Annotated in this window: 29 protein-coding genes; 10 read left to right on the forward strand and 19 right to left on the reverse strand. The window is 37.6% G+C overall.

The genetic code is table 11. The annotated features are described in order from the left end of the window. Window positions 1-324: 324 nt before the first annotated feature. From N178_RS18385 to N178_RS18400, 4 genes are all read right to left on the reverse strand, one after another. Complete coding sequence (locus N178_RS18385; protein WP_045293946.1) at window positions 325-1,176, reverse strand: VOC family protein; 852 nt, start codon at window positions 1,174-1,176, stop codon at window positions 325-327. A gap of 202 nt (window positions 1,177-1,378) precedes the next feature. After that, window positions 1,379-2,317, reverse strand: coding sequence for an MBL fold metallo-hydrolase (locus N178_RS18390; RefSeq protein WP_045293947.1), 939 nt, complete (start codon window positions 2,315-2,317; stop codon window positions 1,379-1,381). Window positions 2,318-2,342: 25 nt separating this feature from the next. Then, window positions 2,343-3,269: a DMT family transporter gene (locus N178_RS18395; protein ID WP_045293948.1), complete on the reverse strand. Its 927-nt coding sequence runs from the start codon at window positions 3,267-3,269 to the stop codon at window positions 2,343-2,345. Further along, on the reverse strand, window positions 3,266-3,748 hold the full coding sequence (locus tag N178_RS18400) for a GNAT family N-acetyltransferase (protein ID WP_045293949.1): 483 nt from the start codon (window positions 3,746-3,748) through the stop codon (window positions 3,266-3,268). Before N178_RS18400 ends, N178_RS18395 begins: the two co-directional genes overlap by 4 nt. 221 nt (window positions 3,749-3,969) lie before the next feature. Between N178_RS18400 and N178_RS18405 the strand changes: the two genes are divergently transcribed. After that, window positions 3,970-4,590: a LysE family translocator gene (locus tag N178_RS18405; protein ID WP_013058667.1), complete on the forward strand. Its 621-nt coding sequence runs from the start codon at window positions 3,970-3,972 to the stop codon at window positions 4,588-4,590. 277 nt (window positions 4,591-4,867) lie between these two features. After that, window positions 4,868-6,301: an alanine/glycine:cation symporter family protein gene (locus tag N178_RS18410; RefSeq protein ID WP_045293950.1), complete on the forward strand. Its 1,434-nt coding sequence runs from the start codon at window positions 4,868-4,870 to the stop codon at window positions 6,299-6,301. Window positions 6,302-6,362: 61 nt separating this feature from the next. Here the strand turns inward: N178_RS18410 and N178_RS18415 are convergent, their stop codons facing one another. Both N178_RS18415 and N178_RS18420 read right to left on the reverse strand, forming a co-directional pair. After that, complete coding sequence (locus N178_RS18415) at window positions 6,363-6,815, reverse strand: CBO0543 family protein (RefSeq protein WP_045293951.1); 453 nt, start codon at window positions 6,813-6,815, stop codon at window positions 6,363-6,365. A gap of 157 nt (window positions 6,816-6,972) precedes the next feature. Next, window positions 6,973-7,938, reverse strand: a complete 966-nt coding sequence (locus tag N178_RS18420) for a bile acid:sodium symporter family protein (RefSeq protein ID WP_045293952.1) — start codon at window positions 7,936-7,938, stop codon at window positions 6,973-6,975. A gap of 290 nt (window positions 7,939-8,228) precedes the next feature. On the opposite strand from N178_RS18420, the gene N178_RS18425 reads away from it, so the two are divergent. Beyond that, window positions 8,229-9,335: a mechanosensitive ion channel family protein gene (locus N178_RS18425; protein ID WP_025750169.1), complete on the forward strand. Its 1,107-nt coding sequence runs from the start codon at window positions 8,229-8,231 to the stop codon at window positions 9,333-9,335. A gap of 40 nt (window positions 9,336-9,375) precedes the next feature. Here the strand turns inward: N178_RS18425 and safA are convergent, their stop codons facing one another. The 5 genes from safA to N178_RS18450 all read right to left on the reverse strand — a co-directional run bounded on the left by safA (window position 9,376) and on the right by N178_RS18450 (window position 13,590). Beyond that, window positions 9,376-9,999: a SafA/ExsA family spore coat assembly protein gene (gene safA / locus N178_RS18430; RefSeq protein WP_078082276.1), complete on the reverse strand. Its 624-nt coding sequence runs from the start codon at window positions 9,997-9,999 to the stop codon at window positions 9,376-9,378. 137 nt (window positions 10,000-10,136) lie between these two features. Beyond that, on the reverse strand, window positions 10,137-11,501 hold the full coding sequence (locus N178_RS18435) for a hemolysin family protein (protein ID WP_045293953.1): 1,365 nt from the start codon (window positions 11,499-11,501) through the stop codon (window positions 10,137-10,139). A gap of 613 nt (window positions 11,502-12,114) precedes the next feature. Beyond that, window positions 12,115-12,345, reverse strand: coding sequence for a YuzI family membrane protein (locus tag N178_RS18440; protein WP_045293954.1), 231 nt, complete (start codon window positions 12,343-12,345; stop codon window positions 12,115-12,117). Between the two features lie 114 nt (window positions 12,346-12,459). After that, window positions 12,460-13,179 carry an NAD-dependent protein deacylase gene (locus N178_RS18445; RefSeq protein ID WP_045293955.1) on the reverse strand — a complete coding sequence of 240 codons (720 nt, stop codon included), beginning with the start codon at window positions 13,177-13,179 and terminating at the stop codon, window positions 12,460-12,462. A 12-nt stretch (window positions 13,180-13,191) separates the two neighbouring features. Then, on the reverse strand, window positions 13,192-13,590 hold the full coding sequence (locus tag N178_RS18450; protein WP_013058676.1) for a universal stress protein: 399 nt from the start codon (window positions 13,588-13,590) through the stop codon (window positions 13,192-13,194). A gap of 158 nt (window positions 13,591-13,748) precedes the next feature. Here N178_RS18450 and N178_RS27195 point away from each other — a divergent pair, with 158 nt between their 5' ends. Beyond that, window positions 13,749-13,892 carry a hypothetical protein gene (locus N178_RS27195; protein WP_013058677.1) on the forward strand — a complete coding sequence of 48 codons (144 nt, stop codon included), beginning with the start codon at window positions 13,749-13,751 and terminating at the stop codon, window positions 13,890-13,892. A gap of 26 nt (window positions 13,893-13,918) precedes the next feature. Here N178_RS27195 and pfkA read toward each other — a convergent pair whose 3' ends face one another. Continuing rightward, complete coding sequence (gene pfkA, locus N178_RS18455; protein WP_028415086.1) at window positions 13,919-14,878, reverse strand: 6-phosphofructokinase; 960 nt, start codon at window positions 14,876-14,878, stop codon at window positions 13,919-13,921. A 345-nt stretch (window positions 14,879-15,223) separates the two neighbouring features. Between pfkA and N178_RS18460 the strand changes: the two genes are divergently transcribed. Together N178_RS18460 and N178_RS18465 are read left to right on the forward strand one after the other, a co-directional pair. Continuing rightward, window positions 15,224-15,901: a C40 family peptidase gene (locus tag N178_RS18460; RefSeq protein WP_013058679.1), complete on the forward strand. Its 678-nt coding sequence runs from the start codon at window positions 15,224-15,226 to the stop codon at window positions 15,899-15,901. 139 nt (window positions 15,902-16,040) lie between these two features. Continuing rightward, complete coding sequence (locus tag N178_RS18465) at window positions 16,041-16,583, forward strand: 5' nucleotidase, NT5C type (protein ID WP_045293956.1); 543 nt, start codon at window positions 16,041-16,043, stop codon at window positions 16,581-16,583. A gap of 151 nt (window positions 16,584-16,734) precedes the next feature. Here N178_RS18465 and N178_RS27895 read toward each other — a convergent pair whose 3' ends face one another. From N178_RS27895 to N178_RS18470, 3 genes are all read right to left on the reverse strand, one after another. Further along, complete coding sequence (locus tag N178_RS27895) at window positions 16,735-16,860, reverse strand: hypothetical protein (RefSeq protein WP_013058681.1); 126 nt, start codon at window positions 16,858-16,860, stop codon at window positions 16,735-16,737. A 586-nt stretch (window positions 16,861-17,446) separates the two neighbouring features. Then, window positions 17,447-17,572 (reverse strand): hypothetical protein, encoded by a 126-nt coding sequence (locus N178_RS27900; protein ID WP_016765283.1) that lies wholly within the window; start codon window positions 17,570-17,572, stop codon window positions 17,447-17,449. Between the two features lie 102 nt (window positions 17,573-17,674). Continuing rightward, the gene (locus N178_RS18470; protein WP_045293957.1) at window positions 17,675-18,079 is read right to left on the reverse strand and encodes a secondary thiamine-phosphate synthase enzyme YjbQ; all 405 of its coding nucleotides are present in this window, start codon (window positions 18,077-18,079) and stop codon (window positions 17,675-17,677) included. A gap of 118 nt (window positions 18,080-18,197) precedes the next feature. On the opposite strand from N178_RS18470, the gene N178_RS18475 reads away from it, so the two are divergent. From N178_RS18475 to N178_RS18485, 3 genes are read left to right on the forward strand one after another with little or no spacing between them, the layout of a single operon-like run. Continuing rightward, on the forward strand, window positions 18,198-19,634 hold the full coding sequence (locus N178_RS18475; RefSeq protein WP_045293958.1) for a spore germination protein: 1,437 nt from the start codon (window positions 18,198-18,200) through the stop codon (window positions 19,632-19,634). A gap of 15 nt (window positions 19,635-19,649) precedes the next feature. Then, window positions 19,650-20,747: a GerAB/ArcD/ProY family transporter gene (locus N178_RS18480; RefSeq protein ID WP_045293959.1), complete on the forward strand. Its 1,098-nt coding sequence runs from the start codon at window positions 19,650-19,652 to the stop codon at window positions 20,745-20,747. Next, window positions 20,744-21,871: a Ger(x)C family spore germination protein gene (locus N178_RS18485; RefSeq protein WP_045293960.1), complete on the forward strand. Its 1,128-nt coding sequence runs from the start codon at window positions 20,744-20,746 to the stop codon at window positions 21,869-21,871. Before N178_RS18480 ends, N178_RS18485 begins: the two co-directional genes overlap by 4 nt. Before the next feature lie 6 nt (window positions 21,872-21,877). Here N178_RS18485 and N178_RS18490 read toward each other — a convergent pair whose 3' ends face one another. Continuing rightward, window positions 21,878-22,246 carry a hypothetical protein gene (locus N178_RS18490; protein WP_045293961.1) on the reverse strand — a complete coding sequence of 123 codons (369 nt, stop codon included), beginning with the start codon at window positions 22,244-22,246 and terminating at the stop codon, window positions 21,878-21,880. Window positions 22,247-22,476: 230 nt separating this feature from the next. Here N178_RS18490 and N178_RS18495 point away from each other — a divergent pair, with 230 nt between their 5' ends. After that, entirely contained in the window at window positions 22,477-23,097 is a 621-nt protein-coding gene (locus N178_RS18495) for a DUF3885 domain-containing protein (protein WP_045293962.1), read from the forward strand. A 15-nt stretch (window positions 23,098-23,112) separates the two neighbouring features. On the opposite strand, the gene N178_RS18500 is transcribed toward N178_RS18495, so the two are convergent. Genes N178_RS18500 through N178_RS18510 form a run of 3 tightly spaced genes read right to left on the reverse strand, consistent with a single transcriptional unit; the run spans window position 23,113 to window position 25,042 of the window. Beyond that, window positions 23,113-23,808 (reverse strand): hypothetical protein, encoded by a 696-nt coding sequence (locus tag N178_RS18500; RefSeq protein ID WP_045293963.1) that lies wholly within the window; start codon window positions 23,806-23,808, stop codon window positions 23,113-23,115. After that, entirely contained in the window at window positions 23,808-24,677 is an 870-nt protein-coding gene (locus N178_RS18505) for an ABC transporter ATP-binding protein (RefSeq protein WP_045293964.1), read from the reverse strand. Before N178_RS18505 ends, N178_RS18500 begins: the two co-directional genes overlap by 1 nt. Further along, the gene (locus tag N178_RS18510) at window positions 24,674-25,042 is read right to left on the reverse strand and encodes a GntR family transcriptional regulator (protein ID WP_045293965.1); all 369 of its coding nucleotides are present in this window, start codon (window positions 25,040-25,042) and stop codon (window positions 24,674-24,676) included. Before N178_RS18510 ends, N178_RS18505 begins: the two co-directional genes overlap by 4 nt. Window positions 25,043-25,110 lie beyond the last annotated feature (68 nt).

Genomic DNA, 25,110 nt, shown 5'->3' on the forward strand with positions numbered 1-25,110 from the left:
CAAGATAGCGCTCGTCTGAAGTTAATCTAAGCCAATGTTTCACTTTATATCTCACAGGTTTCCGCTCCCTTCCTTCAAGTTTTTATATGGAAAGACTTTATATAAAGATTCAATAACGATAAGAAACGACGCTTGATATGTATTTTATTCCCACGCCCGCTTGTTTACAAACTTTTTTAAACGTAAGACTCTTCGTTTATTTCCCTGAAAATAACACCGTTTTCGCCATTATCCTCTTACTATTTGAGAAAAAAGTGTACATTTCTTGCCTATTTTGACGAACATTGCGATAAATAAAAGCTGCCAATTGCGGCAGCTTTTATGTTAAAGGACTAATCTAATTATATTGCCTGATGGATCTTTTGTGATGAAATCTTGGTTTTCTTTAGAAACAGCTGCTCCGATTTCACGAAGCTGATTTATTGCCTGCTCCCTTGCTTCTTCAGCTGGGAAAACAAGTGTAAATGACTCTAAACCAACGCTGCTTTCAAGAGGACTAGGCGCTCCAATTCCATTCCAAACGTTTAGTCCGATGTGATGATGATAGCGTCCAGTTGAAATAAACAATGCTTGATTATGGTAATTGCTCACAACCTCAAAACCTAATCCATTTCGATAAAAGGTTTCCGTTTGCTTTAATTCAGAAACGTGAAGGTGAATATGTCCCATTAAGGTAGCTGAAGGTAATCCTGTCCATGGTTTACCGTTTCCTTCAGCTACTATCGCTTCTGCATCTAAAGGTTTTGTAGCCATTACTACTTCACTGTCATTCCATTCCCATGTACTTGACGGACGATCTCGATAAATCTCTATACCGTTTCCATCTGGATCTGCCAAGTACAGCGCTTCGCTCACTAGATGATCAGACGCCCCTTGAAGCGGATAACCGCTATTTAACAAATGCTGCAGAATACTTCCTAAATCAGAACGAGTCGGCAGCAATAGAGCAAAATGATATAAGCCTGTTGTACGAGGCTGTTTTGCTGTAACGTTTTCCGGCTGTTCAATCGATAAAAGCGCCGTGCGTCCATCAGCTGTTAACAAGGCTTTATTCTCTTTTCTCCCTAAAAGTTTAAACCCAATTATTTGCTGATAAAAAGCAAGTGAACGCTCTAAATTTTCTACTTTTAAATTTACTTTTCCAACAAATACATGGGGTGCACGGTGAAAGTTCATGATTATTTCTCCTTTTGAATATATCATTTTTTAATTAACTTACTTTATGTAACTTATTATATTTTTATAACTTCGTTTCGTCAAGTTATTTATTTTACTATCATAACTTAACACTTATATCACAGCACAACCAATTAAATAAGCCCGCCTGCTCATACTATAGTATGAGCAGGCGGGCTTATTTACCATTATGCATAAACTATCAAAACAGTTCTCTGCTTTTGCGTTTGACATTTCCATTAACGAAATACTGTATTCTCTCTTTTTGCTCATTTGTTGGCTTCTTATACGTTTCACATTCAAACTGAAAACATGCTTTTTCTAAATCGACTTCATTTTCTACAATTTCTCCAATCGCACTCAATTGATTTAAGTCTCGCCAAAGTTCCTCAGAAGTTTCAGGGTCAAAATGAGATGAAAGATAATACTGCGCATCATATTTTTGAAGTTCTCTCTGAATCCGCTCAAGGTCTTCTTTATCATAACTCCAGTCACCGCTATAAAAATCTGGACATAGACAATCACCTAAAAACAGTACTTTTTCTTGGGGGACGTAGACAACGGACGAGTCCTTGGCGTGTACCCCTCCAATATGCTGAATGCAACAAGTGATTCCACCTAGGTCAACTTCCATATGATGATGAAACGTTACGTCCGGTTCCTGTAAAATTAACGTCTCTCGACATGGCATTTCTTTCTTTATCATATCCCGGCAAAATTCGATTTCCTCACCCTCCTGGACGCGTTTATCCAAGGAATCATCGTCCCAGCGCAGTGTCTTTAAATAGGCCAGCTTCTTCTTAGTTAAATGATGGCTGATTGTATACTTGTTCATTGCATGAATGCCAAATGTATGATCCCAGTGCCAATGCGTAATAGCTACTCCTTTGATTGGAGGGGCCCCCAGTTTTTCCACTTCTTCTAGAAAGGCTGATGCATGCGCAGGAGAATTCCCAGCGTCGACGACGAAACTATACTTCTCCCCGCATATAAGCCCGAGGACAGGTCGATCCGTTTCTTTAGAGTGAGGAAAGTAATAAATGTGGTCCGTTAGTTTTTTCAGCATATTTACACCTGCTTTATGTAATTTAATAAAAGCTTTTTTATCAAATGGTAAATAATGATAAATAAACTGTATCATACTCGGGTGCTGCTTGCCTATCCCATTAGGTAATATTCGACTTCTCTTGAAGAGCTATGACTTTTTCCGGCTCTGCTGCTTTGTACTTTAAGAAGATCATTACACTAATCATCACAATCATTCCTCCCACTAGCTGAGAAGCGGTGGTCATTTCTCCAAGTAAGAAATAAGCGAGAATGATGGCGCCAATTGGCTCGCCTAAAATAGCCATTGAAATCGTTGTAGCACCTACATACTTTAACAGCCAGTTAAATAAGGCATGACCAAAAATATTAGGAATAAGTGCTAACAGCAAAAAGATCCACCAGTCCTTTGTGTCATACTGAGTCAGCGATACGTTTGTACAAATATTGTAGACAAATAGAACCAGTCCACCGATTAAAAAAACGGCGAAACTATAGATGATTGGAGGCATTTTCCTGCACAGGTCTTGCCCTGCCAGCATATGAACAGAAACAGCCACTGTACCTAAAACAGAAAGCAAGTCTCCATAAAGAGCCGTTTTAGATACGCCGATATCTCCCGATGCGATAATCATCGAGCCGCTAACAGCAATTAAAATGCTGATGATTCCTACTTTGCTGGTTTTTTCTTTAAATAAAAAATAAGCTCCTATCACCACGAAGACCGGCTCAAGCGCAGTCAAAATCATCGCGCTAGCAACTGTTGTATGTGAAAAAGACTCCATCCAAAACAAAAAGTGAAGCCCTAAAAATACGCCTGATACAACTAGCATTAGCCATTCTTTTACCGTGCTGTTTTTAAAAAGAATTTTCATTTTCCTCCAGGGTAGAAACGGCAAGAATAGAAAGACCGTAAACAGCAGCCTATACATCCCTAAAATAGAAGCAGGTGCGTCCGACCATTTAATTAAAATAGAAGAAAAGGACACGGCTAATACACCTACTAAAAGAAATAATGCCGGCGGTAAAGGAAGAGTTGATTTATTCATGCCATTACTCCTTTTAGACCGTCTTTTTTCATATTTACTACAGGAATATCCACTCCGTCTCTATGTACAATTTCTTGTTCTTCTATGTAAAAGCCGATTGATTCATACAAAGCTATATTGCGAGAAATATTCATTCTCACCTTGCATGTTAAACTTTCCTTACCACACTCTTTGGCGTATGTCTCTAACCATTGAATAAGCTGTTTACCTATTCCTTTCCCTTGAAAAGCAGGAATAACAGACAGGCGGTAAAAATATAAGCTCGTTTCTTCTAGCGTAAAACGCGCCATCGCTACCGGCTTATTTTCGACGGATAAAATGACAGCTTCTTTTTCGTGCTTTAATGATTGCATAATAGATTCCATTGTCTCATCAAGAGCACTGGATGGTGGGACAGAATCGCGATAGACGGAGAAGGCTTGCAGCATAAGATCGTGAACTGTAGCAGCGTCCTCCGGCTGTGCTAAACAGTACTTCATAAATTTTTACCCTCTTTCTATAAAAATTAAGTATATCGAATTATTATACAACACCACCTATTTTTTTCCTACACCTTTTATTGATTTTTATTAAGGAGAATAACCTCTTTTTACGCTTTTACACCTTCCTAACTTTACTCCATTAATCTATTAATTCATTAGCACACACTCTTGAGAACTTTTTGTCGAAATGGTTAAAATTCTGTTGGGAGGGGATCATCATGACATTTTCTTGGCTTATACCTTACATAGCAGTGTCACTTATCATTGTCTTAATACCAGGACAAGACATGATTTTTGTAATGACACAAAGTATTGCTTCAGGCGTCAAAGCAGGCATCAAAACCGTATTGGGATCTATTACGGGAACATTCGTACATACTCTTTTAGCCGCAGTGGGGCTATCTATTATCTTTCAAAAATCAATTATTGCCTTTACAATTCTAAAGGTTGTAGGTGTTCTGTACCTGCTGTTTTTAGCATACCAATCGTTTCGCGAAAAAAGCGGTCCGTTGGAATTAACAGAAAACGTTCAGCAGCACCATCACTTTAGAAAAGGATTTGTTAGCAACTTAACCAATCCAAAAGTAGCTATTTTCTTCATTACGTTCTTACCGCAGTTTGTCAATTCGTCTCTTGGACATGTAAGTTTGCAGATGATTTTGTTTGGTATCATCTTTATCGCCGAAACGCTCATCATCTTTTCACTTATTGCGCTATTTGCTTCTGGCCTTGGGAAAAAAGTCAAAAAGAGCCGCATCTTTCAGCACACATTAAAATATGTAAAAGGAACGGTTTTTGGCGTACTTGGCCTAAAACTTTTATTTTCTAGCAACAATTAAGTAAAACAAAATGAAATTTCTTTCATCCCTGCTGTTATCGCCTTTTCATACCTGCTTCATTTGTCATATCACCCTATTTTTCCATGTGAGGTTAGTTGACAAAAGACCAAAATTATTATTTTATATATATATAAGGTTTAGATTTAGCAACAAGATTCGACAAGGATAATGAAGAAAAACAGCGGGGAAATAGAGAGATCTATCTAAATAGAGGGAAAATTCTATAAATTCACGTTTTTTATTATTATTCTAGTATAATTCATGAAGAGGTGAAACTATGCAAGAAGTAGTTCAAGGTTTTGTTAGTTCAATCAACGAATTTCTTTGGTCCTACTTACTGATTGCGATGCTGATTGCATTTGGTTTGTTTTTTACATTCAGGTCAAAGTTTTTACAAATTCGGTTATTAAGAGAAATGATTCGTGTATTAAAAGAAGGTGCGGATAGCTCTTCTAAAGACGGAATTTCTCCATTCCAAGCGTTTTGTATCAGTATGGCAGCCCGCGTTGGTACGGGGAACATTACAGGTATTGCGATTGCGATCGCTTTAGGGGGACCTGGTGCCGTATTTTGGATGTGGGTGCTGGCCGTTATTGGTTCAGCTTCAGCATTTATCGAGAGTACGTTAGCACAAATATACAAAGTAAAAGACAAAGACGGGGGCTTCCGAGGCGGACCGGCTTACTATATGGAAAAAGGGTTAAAAAAGCGCTGGATGGGCGGACTTTTTGCCATCTTAATCACTTTATCCTTCGGCTTAATTTTTAATGCTGTACAATCAAACACGATTACCCTTGCGTTTGAAAATGCGTTCGGAACAAATCGTCTAGTGTTAGGAATTATTATGACAGTGGCTTTCGCTGCCATTATTTTTGGCGGAGTTAAGCGTATTGCAAAAATGTCAGAATATATTGTGGTAGTACTGGCTGTTGCCTACATTGGCGTAGCACTCTTTATTATTATTATGAACATTCAAGAGATGCCTTCTCTTATTGCGTTAATCGTAAAAAATGCATTTGGTTTCGAGCAAATTGCCGGCGGTTCTCTTGGAGCAGCTCTTATGCAAGGAATTAAACGCGGATTGTTCTCAAACGAAGCGGGTATGGGTAGCGCGCCAAACGCCGCAGCTGCTGCAACAACAAGCCACCCGGTAAAACAAGGATTGATTCAAGCCTTTGGTGTATTAACCGATACGCTTATTATTTGTAGTAGCACTGCCTTTATCATTTTACTTTCAGGTGCTTACACAAATAAAAATTTAAGCGGTATTGAGTTAACACAAGCTGCTTTAAGCACTCACATTGGTTCTTGGGCAGCAGGCGCTCTTGCGATTATGATTTTCCTATTTGCTTTTAGTACATTAATTGGTAACTACTACTACGGAGAAACAAATATTGAGTTCTTGAACACAAATAAAGCTTGGCTGATGACTTATCGTGTTGCTGTACTTGCAATGATTGTGTTTGGTTCTATTTCTCAAATTCAGCTTGTCTGGGATCTAGCAGACCTGTTTATGGGCTTTATGGTAGTAGTCAACTTAATCGCCATTCTCTTGCTCTCAAAAGTGGCCTTTGCCGCACTCAAAGATTATCTTGCCCAAAAGAAAGCTGGAAAAGACCCTGTCTTCTATCAAGACAGCATTTCTGGACTTGATAATATTGATGCATGGGATCATTCAAAAGATAAATCTAGCTCGAAAGAAGCGATCTAATAAAAAAAAGCGTGAATATTCACGGCTTTTTTTATTGTGCAAATTTACTTCTTTTTTTCTTCTAATGAAGCAGTCTAAGACTAACCAAATACCTATAGTATAAATAAATCACGCTGTACGGAATCCAGTAGGAAAAAAATGTCCAGCCGAGATTCCATCCGTTTCCGTATATAATTCTTTCCATATACATATACGTTCCTTCTAAAAATGTTGTAAGCAGCGCAATAAGAAAAATAAAAAAATGAGGCTTTCCTATTCGCTGGATTAAAAAAATCATATAGCTGGCCAATACAGGATAGACACCTAAATTAAAAGGCAGCGCTTCTAATGCTTCATTTTCTAAAGAAGTCCGCAGTTTCCAAAAGCCATAATAGCTTCCTAATTCATTGATAACGATTGCTAAAATGCAAAAAGCAGTTCCTACTAAAGGCAGTAAACGACGATTTCTAGGATGTAAATAGAGGGTGCCAAAAACCCAAGGTAAAACAAATGCCAGCGCTATATTGATAAGCAAGAATATCCGACCTTTTTCTTTCTAGTATGCCACATCGTACCTTTTTCTAATCATCTCATTATCTTGAACGCAACAAGTGTAAAAGCACCTTATCTCTGATCGTTAAAAAAGAGTGCTTATTTTATGATTAATGTAGTTTATCCCCTTATTCTTCCATTTATTTTAATGAAACAAATTCAGCGTCTTTTTTCTGGTAATAATTTTGAACTAAACGCCCTGATAAAGCAGCTAATACCTGCTGAAATAACATCCCTAGTACGACGGGTACAGCAACGGGAGCTGGAAAATAAGATACCGCTAATACGGCTCCGGCGCTAATATTTCTCATGCCTCCGCAAAACGTAAGCGTCACAACTTTTGCTCGGTCCCACCTTAGCCATTTGCCAATCATCCAGCTGAAGAAATAACCAGCTGAACTCATTAAAAAGACGATTACGATAATAAACAGCAGTTTTTTATCAATATGTTTTAAATAAGGTGCAATTACTCCCCCATTTATCATAACCATCACACTTAACCCTATTTTCGAAACAGGTGCCAGCTTTGGTCCTAATGTCTGCTTAATTGTTCCTTTTGTATATTGATTTAAGCACATGCCTAACAGGGATGGAAGGACAATCATAAAACATAAATCTTTGACTAACTTTAGCGCTTCCAAATGCACGGTGTCTCCAACCACCAATAAAAGCGTATAAGGAACGATAAGCGGCGCTAAAAGAGTATCAATTAAAATAATGGATAGCGCAAGAGGAATGCTTCCTTTGTAAATCGAGACCCATATAAAACTAGTCACTCCTGTTGGAATAATCGCTGCTAGTAAAAGGCCCGTGCTTGTAAATACATCATGCGGAAAAATCACTTGACCAACGCTCCAAGCCCACGCTGGCATAAAAATATGTAAAACAAACAGGGCCATAAAGATTGGAAATGGACGGTGTATGGTGGCGTTTAACTGCTGAAAATTTGAGTTTAAACTTCCGGCAAACGTCATTAATGCAAAAAGCCATGGAATTAAAAAAGTATAATGACTTAATGACGAACCGACAAGAACTCCTACGAGCAAGCTGACCGGCGTAATAAACGGCATCAATTTTTCTAGCATTTTATTTAATTGACTTAACAAAGCTTCTCCCTCCAACGAACGTTTTAAATAAATAATAAGATAAATTAACGTTTATAATATCACCTATTTATTATACAACTTATGTTCAAACTATTGTCTGTCTCTTTTACTAAAGAGAGATATATTCATAATTATCACTTAAATAGATTTACGGGTATTTTTATGCTATTTTAATAGGGAAGAAGCTTTTAAAAAGAATGAATTTAGGGTACAGTACATTCTACATAGACATGCTTCAAATGACGGATATAAATGAACTGTAGCACAGTTTTGGTAATTAGGAGGATTGTATGGATTTTTTAAAGTCTCTGTCATCGTTGGATGATTGGAAAAAAATCGTGATTGCGATTGGGATCTTTCTGATCTTTTTGATTCTTCGCAAGCTGTTCACGACTTATTTGTTTAAGTTTATTATTGGTTTTGTCAAAAATAAAAAAATCAATTTAATTACGAGCGTTTTAGAAGCTTTTGAAAAGCCGCTGCGCTGGATATTTGTGATTATTGGTTTCAAGCTTGCTCTTCCCTATCTTCCCTTTGATGTTTTAACAGCCGACACGGAAAGACATTTAGTTCGTTCAGCTTCTGTTGGCCTTGCAGGATGGGGTTTGTATAATTTAGCTGCTTCTACCAATTTATTTTTTGCAACGTTTGCCAAAAATTTTGATATCCAAGTGGATCGAATCATCATTCCTTTTATTGAAAAGTTCATCCGCATCGTTGTTGTTATGCTTTCTATCTCCATTATCGCAGAAGAATGGGGTTTTAACGTAAACGGCTTTGTAGCAGGTCTTGGCTTAGGTGGTCTTGCTTTTGCCCTAGCCGCAAAAGACACCGTTAGTAATTTATTCGGCGGAATTGTAATTATTACCGAAAAGCCTTTTACCATTGGAGATTGGATTAAAACACCGAGTGTTGAAGGCGTTGTAGAAGATATTACGTTTCGAAGCACCAAAGTTCGAACGTTCGCTCAAGCAGTCGTAACAGTGCCAAATGCTACTCTTTCTAATGAACCTATTATTAACTGGGCTAAAATGGGGAAACGTCAAATTGCCTTTCATTTAAACTTGAATTATAATACACCAAAAGAAAAGTTAGAAACCGTAGTGGCAAGAATTAAAAAGATGCTGACTGAACACGAAGAAATTCACAATGAAACGATTCTTGTAAATTTTGACGGCTTCTATGAATCTAGTCTAAATATTTATCTGTATTTTTTTACAAATACAACCGTTTTTGCTGATTATTTAGATGTAAAAGAAAATATAAACTTCGAAATTATGGACATTCTTGAAGAAGAAGGCGTAGAATTTGCTTTCCCTACGCGCACACTCATCGTTGAGCAGGACGGAAAGCTTTCTGGCAATCCAAAAGAATTTTTAGAAAGTGCTCGAAGCTAAAAAAAGCTGACTACTAAGTCAGCTTTTTTTCCTTTCTTTTTTAGTTTGAAATGAACATTTGAGTCCAGTAATGACCGTAGCTTCCGCCTTTAGCGTAACCTACTCCGATTTCGGTAAATTGACTTGATAGTATGTTTTTACGGTGACCTTCGCTATTCATCCATGCGTTAACCACTTCTTTTGGAGTTGCTTGTCCAGCAGCGATATTTTCACCTGCTGTACTGTATGTAATGCCAAAGTTTTTCATCATGTCGAACGGACTTCCATATGTAGGTGATGTATGACTGAAATAATTTTTATCAATCATATCCTGCGATTTATAGCGAGCAACGCGAGCTACTTCCCAATTAGACTTTAAAGGCTTAAGCCCTACTTTAGCACGTTCTTGATTCACTAGCTGAACCACTTGCTCTTCGTATGAACTTCCTGCTTTATCTGTTGGTATGGTAATTTTTTGTCCCGGATAGATCGAATTAGGATTTTTAATAGCAGAATTCGCTTCAATCAGCTCGGAAACGCCAACCTGATATTTTACTGCTATTTTCCACATCGTATCTCCCGATTGAACGGTATGTACGGTTGCTGCTTGCGCAGTGTTATTAAGACCAAAAGCTAGAGTGACAGACAACAGTGTTACTAATAAAAGTTTTGATAGAGTTTTCATACTTTTATTAAAGCAAATTGATTTCAAGATTCATAGCGGTAATATTATCCCATAGTTCCACTATATGACTTTGTTATCTTCCCTCCACACTTTCTTTATAAAAAAGGCGCACTGCTCTTTCGCAATGCGCCTTCTTATTATGAAGATAAAGCCTGTGACTGATTCATGTCCGACACATTAACCTCTTCATCCATACTTTGATGCACCTGACGTTTTTTGATCACATCAATATATTGAATGTGATGGCCTTCCATTTTCGTAACGGTAAAGTCATACTGATCAAAGCTAAGGCTTTCTCCTTGCTTGACGTCATATTTTTCCGTTAAGACCCAGCCTCCAATTGTATCAACATCCGTATCATCAATTGTTGTGCCAAGCAGCTCGTTAAGCTCACTTACTAATAACTTTCCATCTACAATATAATGATCGGGTTTGACTTTCTGAATCAATGGAAGTTCATCCGCATCGAATTCATCACGAATTTCACCGACAATTTCCTCTAAAATATCCTCTACTGTTACAATCCCTGCTGTTCCTCCGTATTCATCAATTAAAATAGCCATATGGATGCGTTCACGCTGCATCTTAAGCAATAGATCATGAATAGGAATCGATTCAATTACTTCAATAACAGGACGGATATACTGTTTTAAATTTATTTTTTCCTTGCTGTTGTTCATAACAATCTCGGTTAAAATCTCTTTCATATTGACCATTCCAATAATATGGTCTTTATCTCCATCGATGACCGGATAGCGGGTAAATCGTTCTTCTTGCACCATATCAAGGATGTATTCGACCGTATCTTCCTGATCAATTGAAACGACTTCCGTACGCGGCACCATAATCTCCTTGGCAACGCGATCATCAAAGTCAAAAATTTTACTTACATATTTAAACTCCGATTGATTGATTTCACCGCTTTTATAGCTTTCTGATAACAAGATGCGAAGCTCTTCTTCACTGTGTGCAAGCTCATTTTCTGAAGCAGGCTTTAGACCAAATAACCCTGTTATTAAACGAGAAGAACTGTTCAATAGCCAAATGAAAGGATAGGTTACTTTATAAAAAAGTATAAGCGGACGAACAAATAATAAAGTGACTTTCTCTGCTTTTTGAATTGCAAATGTTTTCGGAGCAAGCTCTCCGACCACAACATTTATAAATGTAACAACCGCAAAAGAAATCGCAACAGATAGTACTTTTGTTAAAGCACCGCTTATCCCTAGTTGATCAAGTAATGGTGACAGGAGATGCGAAAGTGTAGGCTCTCCTAACCAACCAATTCCCAGCGCAGTAATCGTAATCCCAAGCTGACACGCAGATAAGTATTCATCTAAATTTGAAATAACTTGCTTCGCAGCTTTTGCATTGCTGCTCCCTTCTGCTATAAGCTGATCCACTTTGGAACTCCTCACGCGAATAATCGCAAACTCGGTAGCAACGAAAAAAGCAGTTAATGCAATCAGTACCGCTAGTAAAATCAAGTTAAATATGTCCAATCAAGTTCCTTAGCTCGTTTAAAAACGAGTAAGGACTCACCTCCTAAAAAATAAAAAATTTGGATAAAGAACTCTATCCCTGTACTGATCACATGGAAAAGTGCATATAAGGAGGAATCACATGATAAATGTATAAACATTTTTATATGGAGCAAAACTGCCAGTCTTTCTTCCTTATCTCACGTTTCACTCATTAATGTAGCAGGTCATTCTTTATTCAGCTGTTCTAGATGTGAAGCAATGGCTCACATCGCTTCATTTCATGATGTTGCTTCAGCGCTGATTCTCTCTTCCAGTTCATTTATAAAAAAATTAGTAGTTTACAATCTTTATAAAGTTAAAGTCTGTTAACGCCTTAAAAGAGCAATTATGTGATAAAGAGCGATATGCGTGAAGCAAATGTAGGTTTGTATAATACTGTATTGTACGCTTTGACACTGGTGCATATAACGCTACTTTGCCAACGTGGTACACTGCCCCATCCAATCACCTCTATTTCCGTATATCTAAAAAGAATAAGGAATAATTATCCTATTTCTTTTTAGACTTATTGTCTTTATTTTAAATGTTAAAAACTTTGCAGTCAAACGTTTTAGATAGTCTCCTGCCCTTGCTATTTACTGGTGCGGCGATTTTTAGCAGGTAAATAAAAGCTTGCTGCTGCACAAAAAAAACCAAGGACAAAACAGATAATGGGGAGTTTCATACCTATCGCTTCAGCATAATAAGTGAGACTCCTTCCGTGAATAGGGACAAGATTCATTTCAAAAATCAAAGTCAAAACAGCTGTCACTTTGAGTGCAATACCAACAATGAAGAGACAAACTCTCAAGCCTACACTCATATGCGAAAACATCCCTTCTATCCATTAGCGAATGTATGATGTACTACACCATATGATACATCCCTACACTTTATCACTAAATGCTAAAAAAGCGCTATGTCCATGCATAGACGCTTATAAGTTGGCGACCACTTGTCCAATGGAATCATAGATAACCAAATCAAACAAATAATCGTAATGCGTAGGTTCTTGATTAATCATCACCATATTTGTACGATTGTACCGGCTCACAAGCAGCGGAATCTGATTAATCGGTGCTACTTCAAGCGATGAACCAAGTACGATAAATAAATCAGATGACAGCGCTGCTGTAACTGCTTCATCAAACTGATGAATAGCATCTCCAAAGAGAACAACATTTGGCTTTAAAAGGCGCTCACACACTGTACATTGCGGGAGAGCTGACTGATTCAAATAAGCCAAATCATACTCTTCTTTACAGTTCGGACAATGAGCACGTTTAATGGAGCCATGAATTTCAAAAACGTTCGTGCTTCCTGCATCTTGGTGCAATCCATCAATATTTTGTGTAATAACATGTACGGTTTTGGCTGATTCTAGTTCCGCAATAAAGCGATGGCCTGTATTTGCTTTATACTGATGCAGCATTTTAATATGAAAAATCTCTTTAAACAGCGGCCAAAATTCATGAGGATACTGTTCATAAAAGTCAGCAGCTACTATGTCCACAAAGCTTTTGTTTTGGCGATATAAGCCATTTTGGGAGCGAAAGTCCGGTATGCCTGACTCTGTGCTCATTCCTGCTCCTGTAAAGAAACAAATGTGTTTAGCATCATCAATGAGCTGTTTTAATTCTTTGTACTGTTTTAACATTGCATTTCTCTCCTATTTAACAATTAGTACAGGAATCGTTACTTGCTGTGCAATTTTAGAACTAACGCTTCCAAGCAGCATGCCTTTTACAGGATTTAACCCTCTGCTTCCTATTACCACAAGGTCAAATGAATTTTGATTAGCAAATTGAATTACTGTTTTAGCCGCGTCTCCGTGCATAAAGGTAATCTCATACTCCACGTTTCCTTGCTTTAAAATTTCATCCGTTGTATGTATCCGACTTTCCCGTTCCTCGTCGCGGCTAAGTGATTTTAATCTTGAATCACCCTCTACTGCATAAATAACTTGAATAAAACTGTTTTCCGTCAGCTGAGCCAGCTGAACGGCTTTTTCTGTTGCTTTAGCTGCATGCTCTGAGCCATCTGAGGCAAGTAAAATCCGTTTAAACATAATGCTTCCTCTCCTCTTTTGTAAAATGGTTTTCTCTCTTTACTATATCACTCGCTGTTCAAATGTAATCATTTTTTTGATTATTCCTATAATTTTTAAAATTACTTGTCTACTTTTATGATAAACTGAAAGAAAACGTGTATAGAGGGGATGAACCAATGTTTGGTTTTGAATTAATTTGCACTTTTTGCAAAGGGCTCGGAAAGCTAGCCGTTATTCCTGGTATCGGTTACATGAAAACATGCAAACACTGCGAAGGGACAGGGATGCAGTCAAAAAAAGACGAAACTCCTTCAATATAAGAAGTTTCGCCTCAGCAATACTGTGATTAGATTGAAAGCTCTTTAGATAAACGGTACATATCAGCATTGATATGGTGAGGTTCACCTAAAATTTCCATAATATCATAATCTACAATTTCATTTTTACGGATACCGATTGCACGGCCGCCTTTACCTTCTAGTAAAAGTTCGACTGCACGACCGCCGAAACGGCTTCCTAGCACACGATCTTGAGCAGTTGGGGAACCACCGCGCTGAATGTGTCCTAATACTGTTACACGCGTTTCAATACCTGCAGCTTCATGAAGCTGTTTCGCTACTTCATTACCATTGGCTACACCTTCAGCTACCACGATAATGCTGTGCTTTTTACCGCGCTCTTGTCCTTTTCTCAAACGATCAACCATTTCTTGGAACTCATCTTTTGCTTCTGGGATAAGGATTGTTTCCGCACCGCCAGCAAGACCTGACCAAAGAGCAATGTCTCCTGCATTACGACCCATAACTTCAATAATAAACGTACGTTCATGAGAAGTCGCCGTATCACGGATTTTATCAATTGCGTCGATAACCGTATGAAGGGCCGTATCAAATCCTAGTGTAAAATCTGTTCCTGGAATGTCGTTATCAATTGTTCCTGGAATACCGATACAAGGGAAACCAAGCTCTGTTAGTTTTACAGCTCCCATATATGATCCGTCTCCACCGATAACTACTAAGCCTTCAATACCGTGCTTCTTAAGGTTTTCAATACCTTTTAAACGCCCTTCTTCTGTTTTGAATTCTGGACATCTTGCAGAATAAAGCATAGTTCCGCCGCGTTGAATGATGTCACCAACATCTCCAACTTCTAGCTTTTTAATATTCCCTTCTATTAACCCTTGATACCCTTGGAAGATACCATAAACTTCCATACCTTCATGAATTGCTTTACGCACAACAGCACGAACCGCAGGATTCATACCTGGAGAATCTCCGCCGCTTGTTAATACACCTATTCTTTTCATTACTTTCACCTCATCAAAGTCACATACATGACTACTATATTATAGTTCTACATTTTACCCGAGTTCGAACTTTTTGTGTAGTAATTCACAACATATTTCTTTGTTAAATTTTAAATGTACATACTTTTTCATATCTTTTAGTTATTTACCGTCAAATATTCAAAGTTTTTCTAGTGATATTGCACATCTAAAGAACCTTTTTAATTACGGCTTTTATACGACTATATTCACCGTTATATTTCATTTTTTTCATATATGTAATGAAATTGTAACGTAGAACACTGTCGAAAGATGATATGATGAATTTACTTAAATCAGGAAAAATTTTCAGGGGGTACTAGTTTTATGAAAAAAGTAATAGCAGCTCTTACGCTCGCTGGCGTTATTGTTTCTACTAGCCCGATTGTCAGCCAAGCGGCTCTAGGCGACCAAACGCTTCGCCAAGGCATGAATCACCAAGATGTTAAACAACTACAACAAACGTTGAAAAATAAAGGTTATTTTAAAGGGAATACAACTACATACTTTGGGACTGTTACAACTTCTGCTGTAAAATCATTTCAGCGCAAAAACGGACTAGCAGCAGATGGTATTGTCGGAAAAGGAACGTATGCTAAACTAGGCGTTTCAGCAAAGGGCAAATCGTCTTCTAGCTCAGCGCGCTATAACCCTAACGCAGTGATTAACAAAGGAAAACAGTATATGGGCGTTCGATATCGCTGGGGCGGAACAACGCCAAGCGGCTTTGACTGCAGCGGCTTTATTGGCTATGCGTTCAAACATGGTGGTGGGGTTCAGCTTCCTCGTACAGTAGCTCAAATTTATCAAAAAGGAACGCGCGTCTCAAGTCCAAAAGCTGGAGATATTGTGTTCTTTCAAACCTATACAAAAGGGCCTTCTCATGCAGGAATTTATTTAGGAAATAACCAGTTTCTTCACTGCTCTTCATCTAAAGGTGTGAGCATCTCTTCTCTAAAGGAGAGCTATTGGAGCAAACGCTATTTAGGTGCTAAAAGAATGTAGTTTCGATAAAAAGGGCAAGCTGTGCGATTTTGATGCGGCTTGCTCTTTTTCTGTATGTAAAAGATTTGGTATAGTAGAAGCAGCACATTACATTGCAAAACCAAGCGTGTAGATGAATACTGTAAAGGAAGTTGAATAAATGCAAACCCTTTTAATTGACATGGATTCTGTCATTTGTGATCTTATGACGGATTGGCATAACCAATATAACAAAGATTATGGCGACAGCTTATCGGTTGAAAAATTAAAATGCTGGGAATCAGAAAAGTATGTAAAGCCGCAGTGCGGCACAAAAATTTATGACTACCTCGATCAGCCGGGGCTTTTTTTACATTTAAAACCTCTGCCTCATGCTGTTGAGGTTCTTAAACGACTTTATGAAAGGTTTTCCATTTTAATTGTCACAAGCAGCCGTACCTATGCTTATACAGAAAAAGAGCAGTGGGTTGAAAAACACCTTCCGTTTATCGGAAAGTACAATATCGTGTTTACACACCAAAAAGATAAAATATACGGAGACTTGCTATTTGATGATGCACCGCATAATTTGAAGGCTTTTCAAGCTACAGGTCGCCATGCTGTTGCCATGAGCTACCCATACAACGAAGAAGTAAATGTCCCTCGCGTGGACGATTGGCTTCAGTTTGAACAGTACGTAAATACTTATTTCAACAAATGTTGAGCTTAAAAAATACGTGGACTTTGTCATCAGAAAATGAATGCAGTGCGTTTGTGAGCACAGCTATAAGCATAAAAAAACCGCCTTTTGGGCGGTTTTTGGAGGATAGCCCCCTAAGGGTTATCCTCTTTTTATTTAAAAAAGATATCGTTTTTTAGTACTTATCAGCTGATGAGAAAAAGTCCATAATGGCATGGATAATTTCAACGGACTGAAAAGAGAACAATGATATGGCTGTTAATGAAAAGAAACCAATCATGGCCATACGTACAAGTAACATAGACTAATCGCCTCCCTGTTTTGAACTAAATGAACGCACCCAAAACAATTCGCTATCTGTCTTTGTTTGTACGACGTTTTCGCCAAGCAAAGGCAGCTCATTCACTGCGTGTAACAATGACAATGAATCTTCATCTTTATCTTAAAGACTAAGCGTATAGTTAGTATATCAAATGAAGCTTTTTCTTCAAGGCTATACTAGCGGTAAAAAAGGAAATAGTATGAAACGATGCGTTTTATCTTTATTTCATACAATTCAGTACCCTAATATTTATTATATTAAACCTTTTAGGAAAATTGCTACTATTATATCTTTTTTTAAAAAAAGATATTAAGACATAACTAAATCAATTCAATCTAAAGACGAGCAAATGAGATAAATGATCTCGACGGCTTGTTACATCGCTATTGATTTCCGTTTGAGACTTTGCTTTCCGCGGACGGCCGATGAGCCTCCTCGTCTACATATATGAAATCTACGTTCACGATATCAATGAAAAAATCCGAATGCGTTGGATTCTCAAGCAAGAATCAAACGCGTTCGGATCTTCCTTCAACTAAAATAATTTTGCCCCAGCTTCTTCACATTATCGACACGTACTATAATACTCATTGACAATGTCCAAAATAGTTGGGTATTCTTCCACCCATGTAAAGTTTGTTTTTTCATTTTCTTTTTTCACTGTTTCTTGTTCTGCACCGATCTTTTCCATTGTTCAATCTCTCCCTTTAACTGTTATATAACATTTATATTAAATTAACTTTGTTTTATAACAATTTTCAGAAAAAAGTTGGACAATAAGTATGAAAAAAAGTTATTGAGCAGATAAAATTTTTACATAATACGTACGGGTCCTAGGTCCATCAAACTCGCAAAAATAAATTCCTTGCCACGTTCCTAGCAGCAGCTGCCCATCGTGAACGATGATATGCTGTGAGGAGCCGACCGTGCTCGCTTTAAGATGCGCCGCCGTATTTCCTTCCATATGAAGATCTAACTCATGTTCCCAAGGATATACTTCATCAAAACGGCGAATCATATCCGTTTTTACATCGGGATCCGCATTTTCATTAATTGTTATACCCGCGGTTGTATGAGGACAGTAAACTACTACAGTCCCTTCTTTTAATCCTTCTGTTCTTATCACTGCTTGTACCTGACTTGTTACGTCAATCATTTCGTCACGCTTGTTCGTTTTTAACGTAAATGAATGCAGCATACAATCACCTCTTTTCTTTACCATAACATATCTTTTCTATTCTTCCACATTTTTCGCATAACTCGTTTTTACATCGTAAACACTAAGCTCATTAACACAACAGGCGGTGAGTTTATTTATGCTCGATTCAAAATTTCAGCCCAATGCAGACTACACCGTTCAAACGTTTTTAGATTTGGTGGGTCAAAATACAGATGTTGGTTCCAAAAAATTATGGCTGTCTCCCACAAAATATATATGCATTATTTATCTCCAAGGACTAGTCGACGGAGAAAAACTTGATAATCTTACTCAGCATATCGTTGAGACAAAAGCGAAAAGTGAAACGCAAACAATCGATGACATCGATTCGTTTATTTCTGTCATTAAAGACAAAGAAGTCTATACATACAAACAAGCGATCTCGTGTTTTTTTAAAGGTCAGCCCTTGCTGTTTATGAGCGAAAGCACCACGGTATACTCACTGAATATGTCTATGACCAAACAGCGCTCTTTAAGTGAACCTACAACAGAGAAAGTAGTGCGAGGCCCTAAAATTGCTCTTATCGAAAACTTAGATGAAAACCTTGGTCTTTTAAGGCAGCGTTCTACCGAAGAAGAAATGGTTATTGAAGACATTTATATTGGAAATGCAAAGGAACATCGAACAAGTATCGTTTTTCATAATAAACACTGTCAAACTCACATTGTGAATCAAGTGCGAGAGAAATTATTAGACATTCCTTTAGATAACATTCAAGACTCGGGAATGATTGAAGAATTTTTAGAAGAAGCACCTTACTCACCGTTCCCTCAAGTACAAAATACAGAAAGACCAGATCGTGTTCTCGCTGCGGTGAATGAAGGGCGAGTAGCCATTTTAGTAGATGGTTCTCCTTTTGCCCTTTTAGTGCCTACAACTTTCGATATGATTATGAAATCACCCGATGATTATTACGAAAGATGGATAGCGGGTTCATTGCTAAGATTACTAAGGTACTTGTCTATTTTTATTACCCTATTCTTTTCGGCTATTTATATTTCACTCGTTTCGTTTAACCAAGGTCTGCTTCCGACAGAGCTGGCTATTACTATTGCAGCCACACGAGAAAACGTTCCTTTTTCTCCTTTTATCGAAGCGGTGGTCATGGAAGTTACCCTTGAACTATTGCGCGAAGCCGGACTGCGCCTCCCTACTCCAGTTGGACAAACAGTTGGACTTGTAGGCGGAGTTGTTATTGGTCAAGCAGCGGTAGAAGCACATATCGTTAGTTCTGTGATGATTATTGTTGTATCTGTGTCGGCAATCGCGTCCTTTACCGTTCCTCAGTACGGGATTGGTCTTTCGTTTCGAATTTTGCGTTTCGTATCTATGATGATTGCAGCAATTTTTGGATTATATGGCGTTTCCATGTTTTTTCTTGTGCTCGTCATCCATTTAACCAAACTCGAAAGTTTTGGTATGGCCTACTTTAAACCGTTTTTTGCGTTAAATAAAAAAGCATGGAAAGACTCTTATGTTCGTCTTCCAAACAAAAGTCTAAAACAGTCTAAAAATAAATCAAAACAAAACTAACAAAAGGAGGACCATATGCAACAATCACAATCAAGCAAGCTTCTTTCAGATTTTTACGCCATTTCAATTATTTCTTCAACTATGCTTGGCGTCGGTTTATTAACACTGCCAAGCAGTATTACAAACCAGACAAATAATGCAGACGGATGGATTGTACTGATTATGGACGGTCTTTTGTTTATTGGAATTGTTCTTTTTTTAGTCTGGATGGTTAAGTTTTTTGCGATTACTTGTATGTTTGATTTTACACAGGAAGTAACCGGCAAGCTGATTGGAAATATATTCAACTTTGCTATGGTCGTTTATTTTACATCTGTAGCAAGCTTTGAAGTAAGAGCTATGGCAGAAATGATTCATTTTTATTTACTAGAAACGATGCCCATTGAATTAATTATTCTTTCGTTTATTTTGACAGGCGTTTATTTAATCACGGGAGGTATTGATTCTATTGGAAAAGTAATGGCACTATGTACACCTATAACCATCATTATCCTTCTTACCTTATACGCTCTTAGCATCGGTATGGTGGATTTAAAAAACTTGCAGCCTGTATTAGCTGACGGATTCAGCCCGCTTCTTGCTGCCTTTACAACCGTCTCTGTTTCCTTTTTAGGGATTGAAACCATTGTATTTCTTCCGAAGCATATGAAAAATAAAAATCACTTACGAAAAGTTTCGATTATCGGATTTTCTATTCCTTTACTTTTATATATTATCACTTACGTATTAGTTGTAGGCGCGTTATCCGTTCCGGAGGTAAAAACAACCGTTTGGCCTACGATTGAATTTGTTCAGACGCATGAAGTAAAAGGAATTTTCTTTGAGAGGCTTGAATTATTTCTGCTTATTGTGTGGCTTCTTCAGTTTTTTTTAACCTTTGTAATGTATTTCTTTTTGGCTGTTTCAGGTTTTAAAAAGATTTTCAAAAATCGATCAACTACCAATATTATCTTTCTTGTGCCCATTTTATTTATGAGCTCGTTAGCACCCAAAACAGCAAGCGACGTGTCACATTTTTCAACGGTATTAGGCTGGGCATTTTTAGTGACATTTTTAGTTATCCCTCTTTTTTTCAGCACGTTAATGAAAATAAAAAAGGTTGTGTTCAAATGACGAAAAAATGTCTTCCTGTCATGATGACCATTTTTTTATTATGCGGCTGTATGAGCCATCGGAATATTGAACAACTTGCTCTTGTTATAGGAGTGGCAATGGATATCACACCGAAAATCGAACCAAAAACAGGAAAAAATCAGCTTGTGCTGACTCATCAAACCTTAACCGAAACGGAATCCGGAAATATGTCTTCTTCCATTCCATACAAGAACATTACAACAGCTGGTCCTACTATTCATGAAATCACGCGAAATATTTCGCTGAAATCTGATCCTATATACAGCCAGCATCAGCGAGCACTTTTAATAGGAGAAAAAGCGAGCAAGACCATCCCTCTGGATGCGCTTATTAATCAATTCGTTCGTGATAACGAGATACGGCGCAGCAGCCTTGCGTTTGTTACAAAAGGCGATGCTAAAAACGTTTTAACGATTCAAGGAATGTCTGTACCGCCTGTAAACTTAATTTACGAGCTTGTTTACAATAAATTCAAAACGAATAAAATTTTAAATCCCCTAACAATGGGAGAGCTATCAGCCAAGTTAAAAACCGATCAAAGCTTTTTAATACAGCGGCTTTCTAAAATTAAAAATAGCGTTGAACTAGACGGTGCCGCGATCATCAAAGATAAAAAAGCAAAATTCATCTTAACTCAGCACCAAGTGGAGGCTTTAACGTGGTTAACGGGGAATATTAAAGGCGGAATTATTTACGGCAAACACGGGCCATACCCCTTTTCCTACGAAATTGGAGATGTTCAGCAAGATGTGAAGGGCAGGATTGATTCAAATCACTCCATTCATTTTGACATCAACGTTCAAACAAGCGGCAGGCTATCAGAAGATTGGGAGACTTCAAAACAGGCTCTTACCGCCTCTAATGTAAAGAACACCGAAAAAAAAATAGAAAAAATCATTCGAAAAGACGCAGAAAAAACACTCGGCTTACTGCAAAACAACTACAAAGCTGATGTGATTGACCTGCATGATTACGTACGAATTCATTATCCTCATTTTTGGAAAAAACATCAGCATGAATGGGATGAAATATTTAGCCAGTCGACCATCGATTATCATGTTCGTGTTCAAATTAAAGATTTTGGGACACAGGGCAGAGATTAGCTCTTATTACTCAACGCCAGCTTCAGTCAGCTCTTTTTTCTTTAGTTCCATAATCGTGAACTTATCAGTATAGTTTTTGCTGACGAACAGCTGGCGTTCATTGTCGTTATTAAAATAAAATTTTTTATCATCTTGATATTGAAAATTCACTTTTTTCTTTTTCATTTGTTTAATAAACGTTAAGTAGTCATCTGAATGAATGAGATACCTTTTAGGCTTATCCGATATTTGCACAACGTCTTCACCCGAAGACTTTAATTTTACAATACTCCATGCAATAGGAAGAGGATTACCTTCTTGAAAAATCGTTTTGTGAAAAATAAGCACAAAAAAAGCAGCTGTAACAATTGAAATAAGAAGAAGCTTTTTTTTCACCGTATATCACCCTTTCTTCACGTCGTTACTACGTTAAGTAATACGACAGCCGTATGAAAAAACCTGTTCATCCGCAAAGGTTGTGTAAAGAAATAATGCAAAATCAACAAAATATAACAGTTTGGTTACCTTTTGATTAAATAACATTACTTCTTTACAAATTTAGCTAATCACGTGATAGACTAAATTCAACATATTAAGTCAGGACTAAACTAAATGAGGTGTTGCGTATGACCACAATGCGGCTTCAATCATACTTAACAACAATGTTTCCAAATGTTCAAATGAAGAGACCTCTTTTTTATAACGCGCCCGCAGGTATTCGCTTTACGCTTACCAATCAAAAAGGCGTATGGGAACGAGAATACATGAAAAATGTTTACGCACGCGCTTACGAAATTTTTGAGACACTCCATGAAAAAAATGATGAGCTGTTGCTTGTTTTCAAAGCGAATGCTGCACAGGATGATTTACTTTTAAAAAAGAAAAAAGAAACAGCTATTAAAAAATTCATTCGCTCTCGCCTGAAGAAGCAGGAAGTTCAATCCGTAGCATTATTAAATAACGCTGAGTATATTATTGCTTGTAAAACAAATGATGTGAAAGAAAAGCTTCTTTTGCAATCAATTGCCAACCGCGATCTTCATATTCATCCGGCTATTGAAGAAGAGTGTTACATTGTGAATTTGAATAAAGAAACCATCTTCCACCTATACGATGAGCGCGGACTGGACATTGTATCGAACAATCAGTCTTCTCTTCAACTTCTTCAGCAAAAGTTTCACGACTGGATTCTAGATATTGATGCAGCTTGTTCAAAAAAAGTCAGTAAAAAGACAATCATACAGTAAGATGATGCTTTTTTATTAGGCTTGATAGACAGGAGAGGCTTTTTTTAAAAACAGCCAGTTGATAAGAAAGAGTAGAAAGCTTACGATAACCATTGTTCCGAATGTAATCACTAACGAACCGTTCGAAAAGCTTTTTATAAAATGAATAACCGGTTCTTTTGTCACTGGAATCGTAAACAGTAAAATTAGAGCAGCACCGGTGATCATCCCTCCTGTTTGCCCGAATTTATAGACGATGCTTCCGAGCAAACACGCTGCTGCTGTAATAAAAAAGATAAATACAGCGTCTGTTAAAAAGTGAATAGCGACGGTAGGGTCATGAAAGATAAAATCGCTCGCATGATAAAGCTGAACATTCATTAAATTCAAACTATTAATCACCTTTATTGAAATGCTTATGATGACAACATTGATAAGGGACATTACAATTGCAAATAAAGCAAAAACACAGGTCATCGTTAAAAGATATGCCTTACGAGTAGCGCCTAACTTTAAGCAAAAAGAGAAACTTTTTCGAATGATAATAAAACTTACAATACCTGAAAAGATGTACTGCGGCATACTTGTTACCAATAGAAGATGCTCATTCACCTGACTGAACACTAAAATATCTACTACAACAAAAGCTAACAGAATCGTCCAAAAGCGAATCATTAAATACTTCAGTTCAACGTAGAGCGAATAACTAATGGCGGCAAACTGTCCTTTCATTACGCTACACCTCCACGATTGGCCGTAAGATAAATCATAATATCCTGTATGTGAACAGCTTCTACATGAAATGGACTGTCGACAAGTTCTTCAGCATAAATATCTTCATTAAACAACACTATTTTTTTCTCTCCCCCGAATACTTGCTCATGGATTACTTGCTTTCCTTTTTCATATTCTTCAATTTGACTTTTAGGTCCTTTCACACTTACACAGCGCTGCTGCAAATTTTCTGCCGTGTCCTGAAGAATCAGCTGTCCTTTTTGCATAATGAGTATTTCTTCAAATAAATTACTTACTTCATCAATTAAGTGCGTTGAAATAATGAACGTGCGTGGATATTCTTCATATTCATCCAGTAAAAGCTCATAAAAGCGCGCTCGCATCGCAGCATCAAGCCCAATATAAGGTTCATCAAAAATTGTGATGCTCGTTCGAGAAGATAGCCCAACAATAATTCCTAGTGCTGATTCCATACCTTTAGATAATGCCTTCACTTTTATATTACACTCTAAATCGAACTCTCCCATGAGTCTCTCAGCCGTTTCTTGGCTCCAATAAGGATAAAAAAGTGACGCAATTTTTAGCACGTCTTTGACTTTTAATGTTTTTTTGAAATTTCCGCTTTCGTTAATTAAGCAGATGTTTTGCAAAACGGAGCGGTTTTCAAACGGAGATTGATTTCCCACTTTTACCTCTCCTGTCGTAACCGGAATATGTCCGGCTACAATTTGCATAAGAGTCGTTTTACCCGCTCCGTTTCTCCCTAGCAGTCCGTATATTTTATTTTGTGCTAGCGTAAGTGAGATATCTTTTAACACTTGCTTAGATCCGTAGCACTTGTTCAGTAGCTGCGCTTCTATATTCATTCTATTTCCCCCTTGTCTAACAGCTCTTTTAACTCGGCTACCGTAATTCCTAAATGCTGTGCTTCTTTTTTCAGCGGAACGATAAAACGGTTATAAAATTCTTCTTTTCTTTGTGTAAGCAATTCTTCTTTGGCACCCGCACATACAAACATCCCTATCCCTCTCTTTTTATACAATATTCCGTGGTCAACTAGCTGATTAATTCCTTTAGCTGCCGTTGCAGGGTTAATGCGATACATTTTGGCAAATTCATTCGTAGACGGTACTCTTTCTTCTTCTGGAAAAGCATCATTCAAAATATTCTCTTCGATGGTTTCTTTGATTTGTTGAAAAATTGGTCGCTGATGATCTAATGATTGTTTCATTTTGACTACCTCACTTAAGTGGTTCGTTACTCATGTAACTAACTATATAACCAACTGGTTATTTTTTC

This window comes from Priestia aryabhattai B8W22, assembly GCF_000956595.1.
GTDB classification, from domain to species: domain Bacteria; phylum Bacillota; class Bacilli; order Bacillales; family Bacillaceae_H; genus Priestia; species Priestia aryabhattai.

Bases quoted from the DNA above. Each gene is read 5' to 3' on its own strand.
- N178_RS27895 (WP_013058681.1), bottom strand. From the start codon at position 16,860: ATGTTACTTGTACGTATGGCCATGATTGGTTTCTTTTCATTAACAGCC.
- N178_RS18500 (WP_045293963.1), bottom strand. From the start codon at position 23,808: ATGAAAGGACAGTTTGCCGCCATTAGTTATTCGCTCTACGTTGAACTG.
- N178_RS18445 (WP_045293955.1), bottom strand. From the start codon at position 13,179: ATGTTAAAACAGTACAAAGAATTAAAACAGCTCATTGATGATGCTAAA.
- N178_RS18425 (WP_025750169.1), top strand. From the start codon at position 8,229: ATGGATTTTTTAAAGTCTCTGTCATCGTTGGATGATTGGAAAAAAATC.
- N178_RS18450 (WP_013058676.1), bottom strand. From the start codon at position 13,590: ATGTTTAAACGGATTTTACTTGCCTCAGATGGCTCAGAGCATGCAGCT.
- N178_RS18460 (WP_013058679.1), top strand. From the start codon at position 15,224: ATGAAAAAAGTAATAGCAGCTCTTACGCTCGCTGGCGTTATTGTTTCT.
- N178_RS18390 (WP_045293947.1), bottom strand. From the start codon at position 2,317: ATGATACAGTTTATTTATCATTATTTACCATTTGATAAAAAAGCTTTT.
- N178_RS18510 (WP_045293965.1), bottom strand. From the start codon at position 25,042: ATGAAACAATCATTAGATCATCAGCGACCAATTTTTCAACAAATCAAA.
- N178_RS18405 (WP_013058667.1), top strand. From the start codon at position 3,970: ATGACATTTTCTTGGCTTATACCTTACATAGCAGTGTCACTTATCATT.
- N178_RS18480 (WP_045293959.1), top strand. From the start codon at position 19,650: ATGCAACAATCACAATCAAGCAAGCTTCTTTCAGATTTTTACGCCATT.
- N178_RS18495 (WP_045293962.1), top strand. From the start codon at position 22,477: ATGACCACAATGCGGCTTCAATCATACTTAACAACAATGTTTCCAAAT.
- N178_RS18410 (WP_045293950.1), top strand. From the start codon at position 4,868: ATGCAAGAAGTAGTTCAAGGTTTTGTTAGTTCAATCAACGAATTTCTT.
- N178_RS18395 (WP_045293948.1), bottom strand. From the start codon at position 3,269: ATGAATAAATCAACTCTTCCTTTACCGCCGGCATTATTTCTTTTAGTA.
- N178_RS18440 (WP_045293954.1), bottom strand. From the start codon at position 12,345: ATGAGTGTAGGCTTGAGAGTTTGTCTCTTCATTGTTGGTATTGCACTC.
- N178_RS18470 (WP_045293957.1), bottom strand. From the start codon at position 18,079: ATGCTGCATTCATTTACGTTAAAAACGAACAAGCGTGACGAAATGATT.
- N178_RS18385 (WP_045293946.1), bottom strand. From the start codon at position 1,176: ATGAACTTTCACCGTGCACCCCATGTATTTGTTGGAAAAGTAAATTTA.
- N178_RS27900 (WP_016765283.1), bottom strand. From the start codon at position 17,572: ATGGAAAAGATCGGTGCAGAACAAGAAACAGTGAAAAAAGAAAATGAA.
- N178_RS18505 (WP_045293964.1), bottom strand. From the start codon at position 24,677: ATGAATATAGAAGCGCAGCTACTGAACAAGTGCTACGGATCTAAGCAA.
- N178_RS18400 (WP_045293949.1), bottom strand. From the start codon at position 3,748: ATGAAGTACTGTTTAGCACAGCCGGAGGACGCTGCTACAGTTCACGAT.
- N178_RS18465 (WP_045293956.1), top strand. From the start codon at position 16,041: ATGCAAACCCTTTTAATTGACATGGATTCTGTCATTTGTGATCTTATG.
- safA (WP_078082276.1), bottom strand. From the start codon at position 9,999: ATGAAAACTCTATCAAAACTTTTATTAGTAACACTGTTGTCTGTCACT.
- N178_RS18475 (WP_045293958.1), top strand. From the start codon at position 18,198: ATGCTCGATTCAAAATTTCAGCCCAATGCAGACTACACCGTTCAAACG.
- N178_RS18485 (WP_045293960.1), top strand. From the start codon at position 20,744: ATGACGAAAAAATGTCTTCCTGTCATGATGACCATTTTTTTATTATGC.
- N178_RS27195 (WP_013058677.1), top strand. From the start codon at position 13,749: ATGTTTGGTTTTGAATTAATTTGCACTTTTTGCAAAGGGCTCGGAAAG.
- pfkA (WP_028415086.1), bottom strand. From the start codon at position 14,878: ATGAAAAGAATAGGTGTATTAACAAGCGGCGGAGATTCTCCAGGTATG.